The organism is Halomonas sp. HK25, from assembly GCF_047795635.1.
Lineage (GTDB): Bacteria > Pseudomonadota > Gammaproteobacteria > Pseudomonadales > Halomonadaceae > Halomonas.
The window spans coordinates 2,700,443-2,715,325 of the sequence record NZ_CP181044.1 but is presented as its reverse complement, the minus strand read 5'-3'; the positions used below and the strand labels follow the sequence as shown (position 1 = coordinate 2,715,325).

The window sequence follows — 14,883 nt, the reverse complement described above, 5'->3', positions numbered from 1 at the left end:
CCGCTGGGGCTCTCAGTAACATACGCGCCACCTCGACGAGCCGAGACATCGTGTCCCATTCGTCTAGTGGTCCAGGACACCGCCCTTTCACGGCGGTAACAGGGGTTCGAACCCCCTATGGGACGCCACTCGACTCATCAGGTACCGGAGTGCGGGAATAGCTCAGTGGTAGAGCATCGCCTTGCCAAGGCGAGGGTCGGGAGTTCGAATCTCCTTTCCCGCTCCATGTGTCCCATTCGTCTAGTGGTCCAGGACACCGCCCTTTCACGGCGGTAACAGGGGTTCGAACCCCCTATGGGACGCCACTTCTCCGAATCCAGTGCAATAAAGCAGCAACAGCAGTGCGAGACCTGCGGGAATAGCTCAGCGGTAGAGCATCGCCTTGCCAAGGCGAGGGTCGGGAGTTCGAATCTCCTTTCCCGCTCCATGTGTCCCATTCGTCTAGTGGTCCAGGACACCGCCCTTTCACGGCGGTAACAGGGGTTCGAACCCCCTATGGGACGCCACCTCGTCAGCACCAGCGGTATCGATAAGCGGGAATAGCTCAGTGGTAGAGCATCGCCTTGCCAAGGCGAGGGTCGGGAGTTCGAATCTCCTTTCCCGCTCCAGTTTCTTTACCCCATCTCCAGGGTGCCAAGGCTCGGCCCGGGATCCGGGGCACCGGTCCGATCGAATCTCCTTTCCCGCTCCATGTGCCGACACACAGTTTCAGTCAAGCCCCCTTTATTCTGATGATGTCTGCCAATGCGCAGGCTATTTTGCGTGCCTGACCGCAGGGCCCAGTTCTTCGGTGGCTTGAAGTCGCGCGGCGTCGTCCCAATATCCTTGTGCCTTTGCGGCATGCCGCTCTCGCACCTCGAACCGACCAAGGATTGCCAATGGCCGAACCGGCACTGTCCATCCGTGGCCTTACCAAGGTCTACGGCAATGGCTTCCAGGCCCTCAAGGGGATCGACCTCGACGTCGCCGAGGGCGACTTCTTCGCCCTGCTGGGCCCCAATGGCGCCGGCAAGTCCACCACCCTGGGGGTGGTCTGCTCGCTGGTTCAGAAGAGCGCCGGCAAGGTGTCGATCTTCGGCATCGATATCGACCGCGACTTCGCCCGCGCCAAGTATCACCTGGGCGTGGTGCCTCAGGAGTTCAACTTCAACCAGTTCGAGAAGGTCATCGACATCGTGCTGGCCCAGGCGGGCTACTACGGCATGCCCCGGCGCGAGGCGCTGCCCCGCGCCGAGCAGTTGCTGCGCGACCTGGGACTCTGGGACAAGCGTAACGGCAGCGCGCGCATGCTTTCCGGCGGCATGAAGCGACGGCTGATGATCGCTCGAGCGCTGATGCACCGGCCCAGGCTGCTGATACTCGACGAGCCCACCGCCGGCGTGGATATCGAGCTGCGCCGCAGCATGTGGGAGTACATGCGCCGCATCAACTGCGAGGAGGGCACCACCATTATCCTCACCACCCACTATCTCGAGGAGGCCGAGAGCCTCTGCCGCAACGTGGCGATCATCAACCACGGTGAGATCGTGCGGAACACCGGCGTGCGCGAGCTGCTGGCCGAGCTCGACACCGAAACTTTCCTGCTCGACCTGGCCCATCCGGTAGATGCCGCCCCCGAACTGCCCGGCTTCGAGGTCACTCGGAAGGAGCCGGCCCAGCTGGCCCTGGTGGTGCATCGTGGCCAGCGCATCAATGATGCCTTCACCGCCCTCAGTGAGCAGGGGCTCGAGGTGGTCTCCATGCGCAATCGCGCCAACCGCCTCGAGGAGATGTTCGTCACCATGGTGGAGCAGGGTAACGAGGCCCGCGACAAGGCCGCCGCCGACGCGGAGGCCCGCTCATGAACCCGACGCAGACCGCCATTGCCCTGTGGACCCTGGTGATCAAGGAGATCAAGCGCTTCACGCGCATCTGGCCGCAGACGCTGCTGCCGCCCTCCATTACCATGACCATGTACTTCATCATCTTCGGCAACTTGATCGGTTCGCGCATCGGCGAGATGGACGGCTTCAGCTACATGGACTTCATCGTCCCCGGACTGATCATGATGGCGGTGATCACCAACAGCTACTCCAACGTGGCCTCGAGCTTTTTTTCCAACAAGTTTCAGCGCTCCATCGAGGAGATGATGGTCTCGCCCATGCCCAACTGGGTCATCCTGCTCGGTTTCGTGATGGGGGGCATGGCCCGTGGCCTGGGCGTCGGCCTGATCGTCACCGTCGTCTCGTTGTTCTTCACCCGCATCAGCGTGGCACACCCGCTGCTCACGGTCGGCGTGGTGGTGCTCACCTCGGCGCTCTTCTCCATCGGCGGCTTCATCAACGCCCTGTTGGGCAAGAAGTTCGACGACATCTCCATCGTGCCGACCTTCATCCTCACGCCGCTGACCTACCTGGGCGGGGTCTTCTATTCGATCTCGCTGCTGCCGGCCTTCTGGCAGGGCGTGTCGATGCTCAACCCCATCCTCTATATGGTCAACGTCTTCCGCTACGGCTTCCTCGGCGTCTCCGACATCCCGGTGGCCTGGGCGCTGGCCGCCATCCTCACCTTCATCGTCGTGCTGTTCAGCGTCGCCCTGTGGATGCTGGAGCATGGCAAGGGGATCCGCTCATGAGCCACCAGCGTCCCGACACCCTGACGGATGCCCCCCTGGGGCGCGAGTCCGCCTACCCGGAGCGTTACGACGCCACGCTGCTCTATCCCATTCCCCGCGCCGCGAACCGGGCGCCGCTGGGCATCGAGGAGGGCGCGCTGCCCTTCGTCGGCGAGGACGAGTGGCACGCCTTCGAGGTCAGCTGGCTCAACGCCCGCGGCAAGCCGGTGGTGGCCGTGGCGCGCTTTCGCCTGCCGGTAGACTCGCCGAACCTGATCGAATCCAAGTCCTGGAAGCTCTACCTCAACGGCTTCAACCAGACCCGTTTCGAGAGCCGCGAGGCAGTCATCGATACCTTGGTGACCGACCTGTCCCTGGCCGCCGATGCCGCGGTGTCGGTCGAGCTGTTCGATGTCGATCACGATGCCCTCGCCCCGCGCCGCCTGCCCGGCGAGTGCCTGGACGACCTGGACATTGAGGTCAGCGACTACACCCCCAGTGCCGAGCTTCTGGCGGTGGGGGATGAGGTCGTCGAGGAGACGCTGCACTCCCACCTGCTCAAGTCCAACTGTCCGGTCACCGGCCAGCCCGACTGGGGCAGCGTGCTGATCCGCTACCGGGGGCCGAGGATCGACCGCGAGCATCTCTTGCGCTACCTGATCGGCTACCGCCAGCACCAGGACTTTCACGAGCACTGCGTGGAGCACATCTTCGTTGACCTGATGACCCGTTGCCGGCCCGATCGGTTGTTGGTGCTGGCCCGCTACGTGCGTCGCGGCGGGCTCGATATCAGCCCCTGGCGTGCCACCCCCGGCGAGCGCCCCCCCGAGCCCCTCCGCTTGGCACGACAGTAGGGCGGCCGGCTGCTACAGTCCCGACATATCGATTTCCGAACCTTGCCGAGGGAGAGAGGCTATGGACGCGCTGACGCTGCTGCATGAACGCAGCTCCATGGGCAAGCTGATGGGGCCGGAGCCGAGCCCCGAACAGCTCGAGGCCATCTACCGGGCGGCCCTGCGTGCCCCGGACCACAAGGAACTGCGCCCCTGGCGCTTCATCGAGTTCTCGGGCGAGGGGCTCACGCGCCTGGGCGAGCTGTTCGCCGAGTCGGAGTACCGCGAGGATCCCCACGTCGGTGATGCCGCCCTGGATGCCGCCCGCAAGAAGCCGCTACGCGCGCCCATGGTCATCGCGGTGATCGCCCGTGTCACCCCGGACCTTCCCAAGGTGCCGAAGATCGAACAGGTGATCTCCGCCGGCTGCGCCGCTCATGGCATCCTGCTGGCGGTCCACGCGCTGGGGCTCGGTGCCATGTGGCGCAGCGGCAAGTACGCCTTCGACCCCACGGTGCGCAAGGGCCTGGGTCTTGAAGAAGACGACGAGGTGGTGGCCTTCATCTACCTGGGCCAGGTCGGCGGACGCCACAGGCCCCTCCCCGAACACGATATCGACGCCTTCGTCGAACACTGGCGCTGAGCGGGAGATGAGCATGCGCGAGATCGGCACGCCCCACCCGCGGCTCCCGCTGCCCGCCCCGGGTCAGGAGGATGCCCCGGCGAGTTTCCTGGCCTGGCTCGGTGAGGCGATCCCCATGGTCGAGCACCTCGGTATCCGCGAGATGACGCGCGACGGCGAACGCCTCACCTGGACCCTGGACCTGACCCCCAATCTCAACGACAAGGGCACCGGCTTCGGAGGCGCGCTCACCGCCCAGGCCACTCTGCTGGGCTGGTGCTGGACGACCTTGTGGCTGCGCCGTCACAGCCTGCCCCGAGATGTCGTGGTTGCCGAGGCTAGTCAGCGCTTCCTGGCGCCGGTCACCGATGACTACCGCCTCGAGTGCGAGCCGGAGGCCCAGAACGGCCCCGAGTGCCTCGCCGAGCAGCTCGCCCAGAGGGGCCGCGGGCGCATCGCGCTGGTCCAGCGGCTCTGGTGTGGCGAGCTCCTGTGCCTGGAAGCTCGCGGCGATTATGTGGTGCTTGGCGGCAGCTGAGCGGGAAACGGCTTGCAATCCGGCACTTGAGGCGATAGCATACGCGCCGTCCTCGAGGGAAAGGCAGTGCCCTTCTCGATGGGTCGGCAATGCGGAGGGGTGTCCGAGTGGTCGAAGGAGCACGCCTGGAAAGTGTGTAAGTCGAAAGGCTTCGAGGGTTCGAATCCCTCCCCCTCCGCCACAGAATATCGAAAAAGCCGCTGATTTCAGCGGCTTTTTCTATTTCTGGAATCGATATCCGAGTTTGGCATCTGATCGGCAATCCTCCGCCATCTTCTCCCCTCCCAGCCGCTCCTCGGTTGCGGCTGATGACCGGCCGGTTTCCAGCGCTCATCATGCATATATCGCACCTCAGGCCATGATGTGGGCTACTCTGTGGCGTTTGCTTGCGCGAGAATGGCACCCCGATTTCCATGAGTTACCGCGCGGTGGACTTGCCAGCGTGTTGCACGCGAATCCAAGGAGGGGTCATGCCAACTACCACCCGCCACCTGATGATGGATAGTCTGCTGCTGCTGATGGCGGCCAGCTTAATCATCGTGGGCATCAACGGGCTGGTGCTGGGCTGGCTGACACTGGTCTATTCCCCACTTCATCTGCTGCTGGTCGCTGACGGGTTCATGGCGCTGGTTCTCGGGGGCGCGGGCCTGATGGCGGTGCTGGCCGGGTGGACAGGCGCCCGGCTGCTCGCCGCCGGGCTGCTGAGCGTCCTGCTGCTGAATACGCTGGCCCATGCGCTGCTGGCTCCCGGGGGGTACATGCCGGCCGGGGTCGAGCCGCGGCTGGGCGTGCTGCCAGCGCTGCTGCTGTTGCCGGTAGCGCTGTGCCTGCTGCTGGGCAGGCCTGGCGGGCGCTCTCGCTGGCTGTGGATGTCATGGGGAGTGCTGCTGGCCGGAGTCGGGCTGTTCGCCCTGCTGGCGGTCGTTCCTGCGCTTCGTCCCTGGCTCCTGGCCCGTTTCGACGCCCAGCTGCTGTCGGCGCTGGTGGTGACGGGGTTGCTTGGCCTGGGGATCATGGTGGCCGGGATGCGCGGCGATCGGCCGCTTCAGCTGGGTCGGCTGGCGGTGTTGACCGGCCTTGCCGGGGTCCTCGTCAGTAGCCTGGCCTGGTTTCTGCTCAGCTGGCAGCAGGAAGAGTCCCTTAACCGTCAGGCAGATTACTTGCTGGATAACATTCAGCTCAACGCCGAGCAGGTGATGGTGTCGAGGTTGACCCTGATGCGGCGCATGGCCGAACGCCTGGATGCGGGAGGTGGCCAGATTGACTCGGCGGTGCTGGAGCGTGACCTTGAAAGCTACCTGCAGGACGCCGACAGCCTGAAGGCGGTCGGCCTGTATCGGCCCGGTGCCGGCTGGGCATGGCTGGACGGGGCCGACCGGACCAGTGAGGCCTTTCTAGCCGCGCAAGTGCACCTGCCGCAGGTGCGGGGGTGGCTGGGTCTCGATATTGGGCAGCCACGCCTGTCTCTTCCCGAGCCCGAGATGTCGGGTCTGGCCCTGATGGCCATCGATGTTCCCACCAGCGGTCAGCTGCTGCTGAGCCTGTTCGACCTCTCCGCACTGCTTGCCGGCGAGTTGCGGCTTCAGCTCGGGCTCTACCGCGTCGTTATCCTGCGCCAAGGCGAGCCGATGCTGGAGCTGCGCCAGCCGGGTATCGGCCAGGGGGAGCCCCAGGGAGTCTTCGTCAACCACCTGCTGCATCGGCGACACATTGGCCTGCCCGGCGGACCGATGCTGACCCTGGAGGCCTATCCCGGCACCCAGCACGATTGGCTCCTGGCCGGCCTGATACCGGTCGCCGTCGCCACTGGGGGGCTGGTGTTGAGCGGCATGCTGGTGTTCAGCCTGGCGCTGGCCGGCCAGCTGCTGGGCCGCACTCGGGCCCTGGGTGAGGTCCGCCAGCAGCTTGTGGCTCAGCAGGCCGTGCAGACCCGCATCGTCAACGAGGAGCCGCTGGAGGATATCCTGGCGGCCATCTGCCACATGCTGGAGCAGCAGGTGCCGGGGTCGCTCTCGTCGATCATGCTGGTCAATGAGGAGGGTACCGCCATGGATCTGATGGCCGGCGAGCGACTGCCACGGGCCTATCGGGAGGCGGTAACGACACTCAAGATTGGCCCGGGCATCGGCGCCTGCGGCAGCGCCGCCTATCTCGGCGAGACGGTGATCTGCGAGGACCTGGCCGAGGACCCTCGCTGGAGTGGTTACCGTGAGTTGGCGCTGACCCACGGCCTGCGCGCCTGCTGGTCGGTGCCGATCCTGGACAGCGAGGGACGGGTGCTCGGCACCTTCGGCACCTACCTGCCACAACCGCAGTCGCCCGATGCGGCAGAGCGTCTGCTGCTCAGCAAGGCAGCCGACCTGGCCGCCCTGGCGGTGGAGCGCCACCAGAGCCGCCGTAGCCTTCGGCTGCTGGAGCGCAGCGTCGAAGGCAGTATCAACGGGGTGGTGATCGCCGATGCCATCCGGTCGGATGCTCCCATCATCTACGTCAACCCGGCCTTCCAGCGCATGAGCGGCTACGCCAGGGAGGAGGTGCTGGGGCGTAACTGTCGCCTCCTGCAGGGGCCGGAGACCGATCGCGAGGCGGTGGAGTCCATCCGGCGTCAGCTGGCGCGCGGAGAAGACGTTCACGTCACCCTGCTCAACTATCGCAAGGATGGCACGCCGTTCTGGAACGATCTCTACATCGCCCCGGTACGCGATGCCCAGGAGAGGATCACCCACTATGTGGGGATGCAGAACGATGTCTCCGACCAGAAGACCCATGAGTCCCAGCTGGCCCATCACGCCAGCCATGATGCCCTGACGGGGCTGGCCAATCGCAGCCTCTTCGAGGATCGCCTCGAGCATGATGTGGCGCTAACGGCCCGTCGCCAGGAGCGGCTGGCGGTGCTGTTCGTTGACCTCGACGACTTCAAGCCGATCAATGACACCCTGGGGCACGCGGTGGGCGACGATGTCCTGTGCGAGGTGGCCAGGCGGCTGCAGGGCTCGGTGCGGCCCGGCGATACGCTCGCGCGCATGGGCGGCGACGAGTTCGTGCTGCTGATGACCGACGTCACCCGGGAAGAGCAGGTGCTGGCCCTGGTGGAGCGCCTGATGCTGGAGATCTCGCGGCCCTACCTGATCAACGGCCATGAACTCTATCTGACCTGCAGCGTGGGCATCGCCCTGAGCGATCCGGCCATGGTCGAGCCGCGTGAGCTGATCCAGCAGGCCGATATGGCCATGTACAAGGCCAAGCAGCAGGGACGCAACGCCTATCACTGGTTTACCCAGGAGATCAACAGGCAGCTGGGCGAGCGGGTCACGCTGCGTAACGACCTGCAGGAGGCCATCGCCTCCTGCAAGATGGAGTTGCACTACCAGCCCCTGGTGGCCCGCGATGGCACCCTGGCCGGCGTCGAGGCGCTGCTGCGCTGGAACCACCCGCAGCGCGGCTATGTCTCCCCCGAGGTGTTCATTCCCCTGGCGGAATCCACCGGGCAGATCATCCCGCTCAGCCGCTGGGTGCTGGAGCGTGCCTGCGCGGACATGGTCGCCCTGGGGCAGCAGGGGGTAGGCAAGGTGAAGGTGTCGGTCAACCTGTCGCCGCTGCAGTTTCATCGACCGAGTTTCCTGGCCACCCTGCGCCAGGTGCTGCAGCAGACAGGGCTGCCGGCGGAGCAGCTCGAACTGGAGCTGACCGAGGGCATCCTCATGGATAACACCGAATCGGCCATCGATATCCTGCATGCGCTGCGCGGCATGCACATCGGCGTCTCCATCGACGACTTCGGCACCGGCTACTCGAGCCTCAGCTATCTGCGGCACCTGCCCATCAGCAAGGTGAAGATCGACCGCAGTTTCATCAACGAGGTCACCACCAATCCCCATGATGCCGCTATCGTGCAGGGTATGATCTCGATGGCCGGTCACCTGGGACTCCAGGTAGTGGCCGAGGGCGTCGAGACGGAAGCGCAGCGTCGTCAGCTGGAAGCCTGGGGGTGCGATATCTTCCAGGGTTACCTGACGGCGCGTCCGATGCCGCTGGAGGACCTGTCGCGTTTTATCGTTGCGCGTCGGCCGGCTTGAATGACAATGAAACGGATACCACGCGGCCCGGGAGGACACCAGCCGCCGAGGGACAAGAGATCAGTGGGGGAAAGATGAAGCACTGTGCGCGGGTGGAGGGCCACTGCGGCCGCTGTGAGGGCGACTTGCCCTTCGAGTTCACCATGGCCTTTCAGCCGATCATTGACCTGGCGTCTGCCCGGATCACCTCCTATGAGGCCCTGGTGCGCGGGCCGAACGGCGAATCCGCCTGGAGCGTGCTCTCCCAGGTCACCGGCGAGCTGCTCTATCGATTCGACCAGGCCTGTCGGGTACGGGCGATCGAGATGGCCAGCGCCCTGGACATGCAGGAACACCTCTCCATCAACTTCCTGCCCAACGCCGTCTATGAGCCCGAGGCATGTATCCAGGCGACCCTGGATGTGTCCCGCCGAGTGGGGTGGCCGACCGACAGGCTGGTATTCGAATTTACCGAAACCGAGCGGGTGACCGATCAGGGGCATCTCAAGCGCATCATCGACAGCTACCGCTCGATGGGCTTCACCACTGCGCTGGATGATTTCGGCAACGGCTACGCCAACCTGGACCTGCTGACCGAACTCGAGCCGGACAAGCTCAAGATCGATCGTCAGCTGGTGATGGGGTGTGACCAGGACAGGCGCCGTCAGGCGCTGCTGAGGGCGGTGCATGGCCTGGCCAGTGAGCTGGGGCTCGAACTGATTGCCGAAGGGGTGGAAACCCGGGAGGAGGCGCTCTGGCTGGCCCGGGTCGGCATCACCCGTCAGCAGGGCTTCTTCTTCGCCAGGCCGGCGGTCGCTGCCCTGGCACAAGACCTGGGGCCGCGACTGCGCGAGCTGCAGCGTGCCATGCGAGAGTGACCGACCCTTAGTCAGCGCGGCCACCACCCAGCCGACAGCCCGGTATTCGCCTCGAGCGTGATAGATTGCGTCTTGTGGACTCAGCGTTGAAGTCGCACCGAGAGAAATCGCATCAAGAGAAGTGGCGAAAAACGAGCCGCAACCAGACACGGATGCTGTGCCATGAAAGCTCGCATGACCGCCGAGGCGGCTTTCCGCCTGCTGGCCGATGGCATGTCGCGCGCCACAAGCGGGACCTTCTTCGACACCCTGGTCGAGCACCTGGCGGCCATTCTCGATGTCGACCATGTGCTGGTGGCGCGGATCGAGGATAATCGTCGGGTCCACACCCTGGCGGTGTGGTCCGGGGGCGCCTGTCGGCCCAACCTGAGCTACGACCTGGCCGGCACCCCCTGCGAGACCGTCAGCGGCCAGCGGCTCTGCCTTTACGCCTGCGACGTCCAGCAGCGCTTTCCCGACGACGCCCTGTTGGGGCAGCTGGGCGCAGAGAGCTACCTCGGGCTGCCGCTGATTGGCCTGGACGGCGCCCCGCTGGGCCTGCTGGCGGTGCTCAGGAATACCCCGATGTCGCTCTCCGGGCTGGAGGAGGAGATTCTGCACATCGCCGCGGCCCAGGCCGGTGCGGAGATCGAGCGCGCCCAGGCGACCTCGGCGCTGCGCGACAGCGAAGCCTATGCCCGCGAGAGCGAACGTCGTCTCGATGCGCTGCTCAATCACCTGCCGGGCATGGCCTATCGCTGTCTGAACGACCCTGAGTGGACCATGCTGGTGGTTAGCCAGAGAGCCGAAGCCCTGACCGGCTATGCTCCGGATGCGCTGCTGCACAACCGCGAGGTGAGCTATGCGGCGCTGATCCATCCGCAAGACCGGCCCAGGGTGACCGAGGCGGTGGCGGCAGCAGTGGCAGATCAGGCGCCCTTTCGCATCATCTATCGGCTGCGCACGGCGAACGGCGCCCTGCGCTGGATGCAGGAGCAGGGTCAGGCGCTGTTCGACGCCCGAGGCGAGGTGGTCTGCCTGGAGGGTTTCGTCACCGACATCTCCGAGCAGTACGAGGCCCAGCGCGTGCAGGATGCCGTGGCGCGTGTGGCCTCGGCGATCACCACGCGAATCGGTGACGACTACTTCCACCAGCTGGTGCGCCACCTGGTGGAGATCCTGGATGCGGATGCCGGCGTCATCGCCACCGCGGATAGCGCCCCCAGCGCCGTGCTGGCGACGGGCGCCAACGGCGCCCGTCGCCTGAACACCCTCAGCCTGTTTGCCGAGGGGCGCCAGCAGGTCAATCACACCTTCGCGCTGGAGGGTTCTCCCTTCGAGGGGTTGATCGATGCCCAGGAGGTCGCCGTGGTAGAGGGCGCCGCGGCACGGCTGCCCGATGTCAACGGCGAGTTTCCCGCCTGGATCGGCCGGCGTCTCGAGAACACCCGCGGCGAGCCGGTGGGCGTGATCATGGTGCTGTACCGTGCCCCTCCGGAGACCAACGCCTTTGCCACGTCGGTACTGCGTATCCTCTCGACCGGTGCCGCAGCGGAGATGGAGCGACGCCAGGATCATCGCCGTATGCGCCAGCTGGCCTATTTCGACGGCATGACGGGGCTGGCCAATCGCGTGAGCTTCATGGAGAACCTCCAGCGGATGCGCCGGGCCGCCGAGCGTGGTCAGCACCCCCTGGCATTGCTGCTGCTGGATATCCGGCGCTTCAAGGAGATCAACGACCTGCATGGCCACCAGGTGGGAGACCAGCTACTGGCTAGCGTGGCAGGTCGCCTGCAGCAAGCCGTGAGCAGAGGCGAAGCGCTGGCCAGGCTCTCGGGGGACGAATTCGCCCTGCTGGTGCCCGAGGCCTCATCCGCCGCCATGGAGGCGAGTGCTCAACGCATGAGCGACATCATTGGCCGGCCCATTCATCTGGGGCATCGCACCTTTTCGCTCAAGGTGTCGATCGGGCTGGCGCGCTACCCCCAGGACGCGCTGACGCCCGGGGAGCTGTTCAAGGCCGCCAGCATCGCGTTGTATCACGCCAAGCGCAAAGACGAGGGGGTCTGCCCCTTCAGCGCCTCGATGGGCCAGGCGCTGGAGCGTCGCCAGCAGATGACCGAGCGCCTGGAGCGGGCGATCAACGAGGGTGCCCTGGTCTTGCACTATCAGCCCCAGATCGACCTGCGCAGCGGGCGACTGACCGGCGCCGAGACCCTCTGCCGCTGGCACGACGACGAGTGGGGCTGGGTGAGCCCGGGGGAGTTCATCCCGCTGGCCGAGGAGCGCGGCCTGATTCGCCCGCTGGGTGACTGGGTGGTGCAGCATGCCAGCCAGCAGCTGCTGGCCTGGCGCCAGGCCGGGCTGACGCTGCCCGGCCGGCTGTCGCTGAACATCTCCGCCCAGCAGTTCGCCGACCCGCACCTCGCCGAGCATATCGCACGGCTTACCGCTGGATTGCCGGCCTCGGCGATTGCCCTGGAGCTCACCGAGAGCGACTTCATGCGCGACCCGGAGCAGGCGGTGACCATCACCCGTGCCCTGAACCGTGCCGGCTTCACCCTGGCGATCGACGACTTCGGTACCGGCTACTCGTCGCTGGCCTATCTGCGCCGCTTCGCCGCCGATTTGCTCAAGATCGACATCTCCTTCGTTCGGCACATGCTGGAGAGCCAGCATGACCGCACCATCGTGGAAACCATCATCGCCATGGCCCAGGCGCTCGGCATGAAGACGGTGGCCGAAGGCGTCGAGACCGACGAACAGGCCAAGGCCCTGACCGAGATGGGCTGCGACGAGGCCCAGGGCTTCCATTTCGGGCGCCCGCTCTCGGCGGAGGACTTCGCCGAGCGCTGGGGGGATCACCTGCGCCACGGACGCGTGTCCGATAACCGGGAGGACCCGTCATGACGCCAGCGATGAGGCGGTGGAGGTGACGAAGGGAGTTCAGGAATATATCTCGCTGTTCGGCCGGCTGACCTCTCGCTTTATCGAGAGCGAGCAGCTGCATGCAGCTCAGCAATGCGGCGATGCACGAACGCAACCAGACGCGACGCAGGGGGCACCTGCCATACCCGCGGGCAGTGAAAGTCGAGCCAAGGCACGCAAGATCAGGCCAGCAGACCGGACTCCCTCAGCCCCCTGGTGTGGCTGGCGAAGGCCTGGGCCATCTTCACGTCGTAGCGGTTCCTTGCGTAGGCAGGGCCGTTGTAGCGGCGCGCAAACCGATCCCACTGCTGGTGGCGCAGCGAAGAGAGCAGCACCGGGTCCTTCTGGATGAATCGCACGAAAGCGCCAAGATGCTCCCGCTCGTCTCTTTGCATGCACTCCACATAGTGCCGGGCGCTGGCGTACTCCAGATGCTGCCAGTGAAACCCCATGATCTGGAACAGCCCCCATGAGGCCGATTCCAGCGCGCTGTCGTGGTGGATCTGCTTGGCATGCTTCAGGCGCCCATACTCCTGAACGCCCCCCAGGTAGCCGCCCGGGGAGGTGTTGACCAGCTCCGGTGCCTCGGCGATGTTGGGAGTCGGGTCGATGCCGTGGTGCCTGAGTCGGCGCACCATGATGTGGCGCTCGAAGAGAATGGCCGGCCGGCCATTGGAGAAGAAGCCGCTGCCCCGCGACTCCACCTCGTTCACCGCCATGATCGCCGCTACCGGCACCTCCAGCTCTCCTGCGGCCCAGACCAGGTCCTGCTGGCCCAGCAGCCGTTCGGTGGAGGAGGGCTCGTCGCTCGTCGATTTACCAGCCGGAGGCCGGTGAGGCTCCCCCTCGGCAGCGGTGGGCTGGTTACTCTCCTCCTGGGCGGGAAGCTGGCTCAGCATGAGGTCGGTCTTGGGGCCCGCCAGGCCATCCACCACCAGCCCCGCCCTGTTCTGGAAGGCTCGCACCGCGCGCTCCGTTGCCGGTCCGAATTGCCCATCCAGCGTCAGCGGGAAGCCGGCATGGCTCAGCCGTCGCTGCAGCTCCCGCACGTTGTCCCCTGAATCTCCTCGGCGCAGGATAGGGTCCTGACGCGGATGGAAATCCACCTCGGCGTACCAGTCGCTCACGGTATCCCCCTTGCGGGGCGTAATGATCGATAGGCCACCCCGCTGACTGAACGATAGTGGGCGGGTATGGCGACTGCCACTCGGCATCCGTTGACGGGTCTTATGCCTGCCTCCGTGGTCCCTCAAGTTCTGTCGATATTGGCCAGGCCAGTGACGCTGAAAGGCAATGAGTCGGCCAAATGATGACCTATGTCAACAATCATCACGACTCAACCCGGCTTCTGAGCACAACGCCTTCGATGGACCAACCCCGGTGGAGCTATGAGTCTCTCTGCATCTACAGGTAACGCCGGTCCGGGTAACGTGCTACCGAACAGCCTCGAGTCGCTGCCCAATGAGCAGTGGTCGTCGCTATGGGAAGCCGAAAGCGTCCTTTGCCGCTGGCTGGCAACGGTTGTTGGTGCCGAGATCGGCGAAGAAGCGCTCGGCCAGTATCGCCAGGGTGATGCTGCCCCGATGCTGGAACTCCTGGCGGCCGAGTATGGCCTGGAAGCCGAGGTCAAGCGTCTCGAGGAGTCTCTTGCGGGGCTGGTGATGTTTCCCATTCCCCATCTGGTGCTGGCCGCCGACTTTGCCGAGCTCTTCCTGGTCGATGCGCTCAGCGGTGCAGCTCCGTATGCCTCGCTTCATGCCGGCGGGGTGAGGGTATTATCCGGAAGTAGCAAGAGGGGCCAAGGTGGTCTCGGTACTGGGCACCAGGGGGGCGGGCCATGCGCTTGAGGTCAGCAGGGGCGAGACGGCCCCGGCATATGGCGGGCAGGGTTGGCTCTACTAGGATCTAGGTGAGCTAATTGACCCGGATCAATGTCTTGTCCTCTTGGTCCGGGGCGAGCTATTCAACCTTCGTCGGGTCTGGTTAACTGCGCATTAATCGTTAGGAAGCTTATCTGTCTATTGCTTATATCTAACGTAAATTAAACGACTGTATGGCAGGAGGGGAGATGATGAACCATTGGATCAAGGCGTCCGCGGCCGCGCTGCTGATGGGCGGTATGGCGGTGACGGGCCTGGCCAGCGCCGAGGGGGACCCCGAGGCCGGCGCTGAGAAGGTCGCTGTCTGCGCGGCCTGCCACGGGATGGACGGCAAGGCCACCGCCGATATCTATCCGAGCCTTTCCGGCCAGTCCGCCACCTACCTCGAGATGTCGCTCAAGGCCTACCGGGACGACCTGCGGGGTGGCGGCATGGCTGCTGTGATGACCCCCCAGGCCATCAACCTGAGCGATCAGGACATTGCCGATATTGCGGCCTACTACAGCCAGCAGTAGGCGTTGAACCGTGGCGGTATACAGAGAGCGGCGCGACCGGTCGGCCAAGGCCGTCAGCAGAA

General features: G+C 65.3%; 11 protein-coding genes and 7 tRNA genes. 17 read left to right on the top strand and 1 reads right to left on the bottom strand.

From position 1 onward, the window contains the following. Positions 1-52: 52 nt before the first annotated feature. The 15 genes from ACM26W_RS12910 to ACM26W_RS12840 all read left to right on the top strand — a co-directional run bounded on the left by ACM26W_RS12910 (position 53) and on the right by ACM26W_RS12840 (position 12,408). Positions 53-128, top strand: a tRNA-Glu gene (locus ACM26W_RS12910). A gap of 23 nt (positions 129-151) precedes the next feature. After that, positions 152-226, top strand: a tRNA-Gly gene (locus ACM26W_RS12905). Between the two features lie 3 nt (positions 227-229). Then, positions 230-305 (top strand) — tRNA-Glu (locus ACM26W_RS12900). 47 nt (positions 306-352) lie between these two features. Further along, positions 353-427, top strand: a tRNA-Gly gene (locus ACM26W_RS12895). Positions 428-430: 3 nt separating this feature from the next. Then, positions 431-506 (top strand) — tRNA-Glu (locus ACM26W_RS12890). A 27-nt stretch (positions 507-533) separates the two neighbouring features. Continuing rightward, positions 534-608: transfer RNA gene (locus ACM26W_RS12885), tRNA-Gly, on the top strand. A 270-nt stretch (positions 609-878) separates the two neighbouring features. Next, positions 879-1,844, top strand: coding sequence for an ABC transporter ATP-binding protein (locus ACM26W_RS12880; protein WP_416137388.1), 966 nt, complete (start codon positions 879-881; stop codon positions 1,842-1,844). Further along, the gene (locus ACM26W_RS12875) at positions 1,841-2,614 is read left to right on the top strand and encodes an ABC transporter permease (RefSeq protein ID WP_416137387.1); all 774 of its coding nucleotides are present in this window, start codon (positions 1,841-1,843) and stop codon (positions 2,612-2,614) included. The genes ACM26W_RS12880 and ACM26W_RS12875 overlap by 4 nt, the downstream gene beginning before the upstream one ends. Further along, positions 2,611-3,447 carry an NADPH-dependent 7-cyano-7-deazaguanine reductase QueF gene (queF, locus tag ACM26W_RS12870; protein ID WP_416137386.1) on the top strand — a complete coding sequence of 279 codons (837 nt, stop codon included), beginning with the start codon at positions 2,611-2,613 and terminating at the stop codon, positions 3,445-3,447. Before ACM26W_RS12875 ends, queF begins: the two co-directional genes overlap by 4 nt. 61 nt (positions 3,448-3,508) lie before the next feature. Further along, entirely contained in the window at positions 3,509-4,069 is a 561-nt protein-coding gene (locus tag ACM26W_RS12865) for a nitroreductase (RefSeq protein ID WP_416137385.1), read from the top strand. A gap of 13 nt (positions 4,070-4,082) precedes the next feature. Then, positions 4,083-4,586 carry a YiiD C-terminal domain-containing protein gene (locus tag ACM26W_RS12860; protein ID WP_416137384.1) on the top strand — a complete coding sequence of 168 codons (504 nt, stop codon included), beginning with the start codon at positions 4,083-4,085 and terminating at the stop codon, positions 4,584-4,586. 93 nt (positions 4,587-4,679) lie between these two features. Then, a tRNA-Ser gene (locus tag ACM26W_RS12855) sits at positions 4,680-4,767 on the top strand. Between the two features lie 289 nt (positions 4,768-5,056). Beyond that, positions 5,057-8,662, top strand: coding sequence for an EAL domain-containing protein (locus ACM26W_RS12850; protein WP_416137383.1), 3,606 nt, complete (start codon positions 5,057-5,059; stop codon positions 8,660-8,662). A gap of 74 nt (positions 8,663-8,736) precedes the next feature. Next, positions 8,737-9,519 (top strand): EAL domain-containing protein, encoded by a 783-nt coding sequence (locus ACM26W_RS12845; RefSeq protein WP_416137382.1) that lies wholly within the window; start codon positions 8,737-8,739, stop codon positions 9,517-9,519. A 162-nt stretch (positions 9,520-9,681) separates the two neighbouring features. Further along, positions 9,682-12,408 carry an EAL domain-containing protein gene (locus ACM26W_RS12840; RefSeq protein ID WP_416137381.1) on the top strand — a complete coding sequence of 909 codons (2,727 nt, stop codon included), beginning with the start codon at positions 9,682-9,684 and terminating at the stop codon, positions 12,406-12,408. A 200-nt stretch (positions 12,409-12,608) separates the two neighbouring features. Here ACM26W_RS12840 and ACM26W_RS12835 read toward each other — a convergent pair whose 3' ends face one another. Then, a complete protein-coding gene (locus ACM26W_RS12835) occupies positions 12,609-13,553 on the bottom strand; it encodes an N-acetylmuramidase domain-containing protein (RefSeq protein WP_416137380.1) in 945 nt (314 codons plus the stop codon). A gap of 261 nt (positions 13,554-13,814) precedes the next feature. Between ACM26W_RS12835 and ACM26W_RS12830 the strand changes: the two genes are divergently transcribed. Further along, positions 13,815-14,273 (top strand): hypothetical protein, encoded by a 459-nt coding sequence (locus ACM26W_RS12830; protein WP_416137379.1) that lies wholly within the window; start codon positions 13,815-13,817, stop codon positions 14,271-14,273. A 221-nt stretch (positions 14,274-14,494) separates the two neighbouring features. Further along, the gene (locus ACM26W_RS12825; RefSeq protein WP_416137378.1) at positions 14,495-14,821 is read left to right on the top strand and encodes a c-type cytochrome; all 327 of its coding nucleotides are present in this window, start codon (positions 14,495-14,497) and stop codon (positions 14,819-14,821) included. The last annotated feature ends 62 nt before the right edge of the window (positions 14,822-14,883 follow it).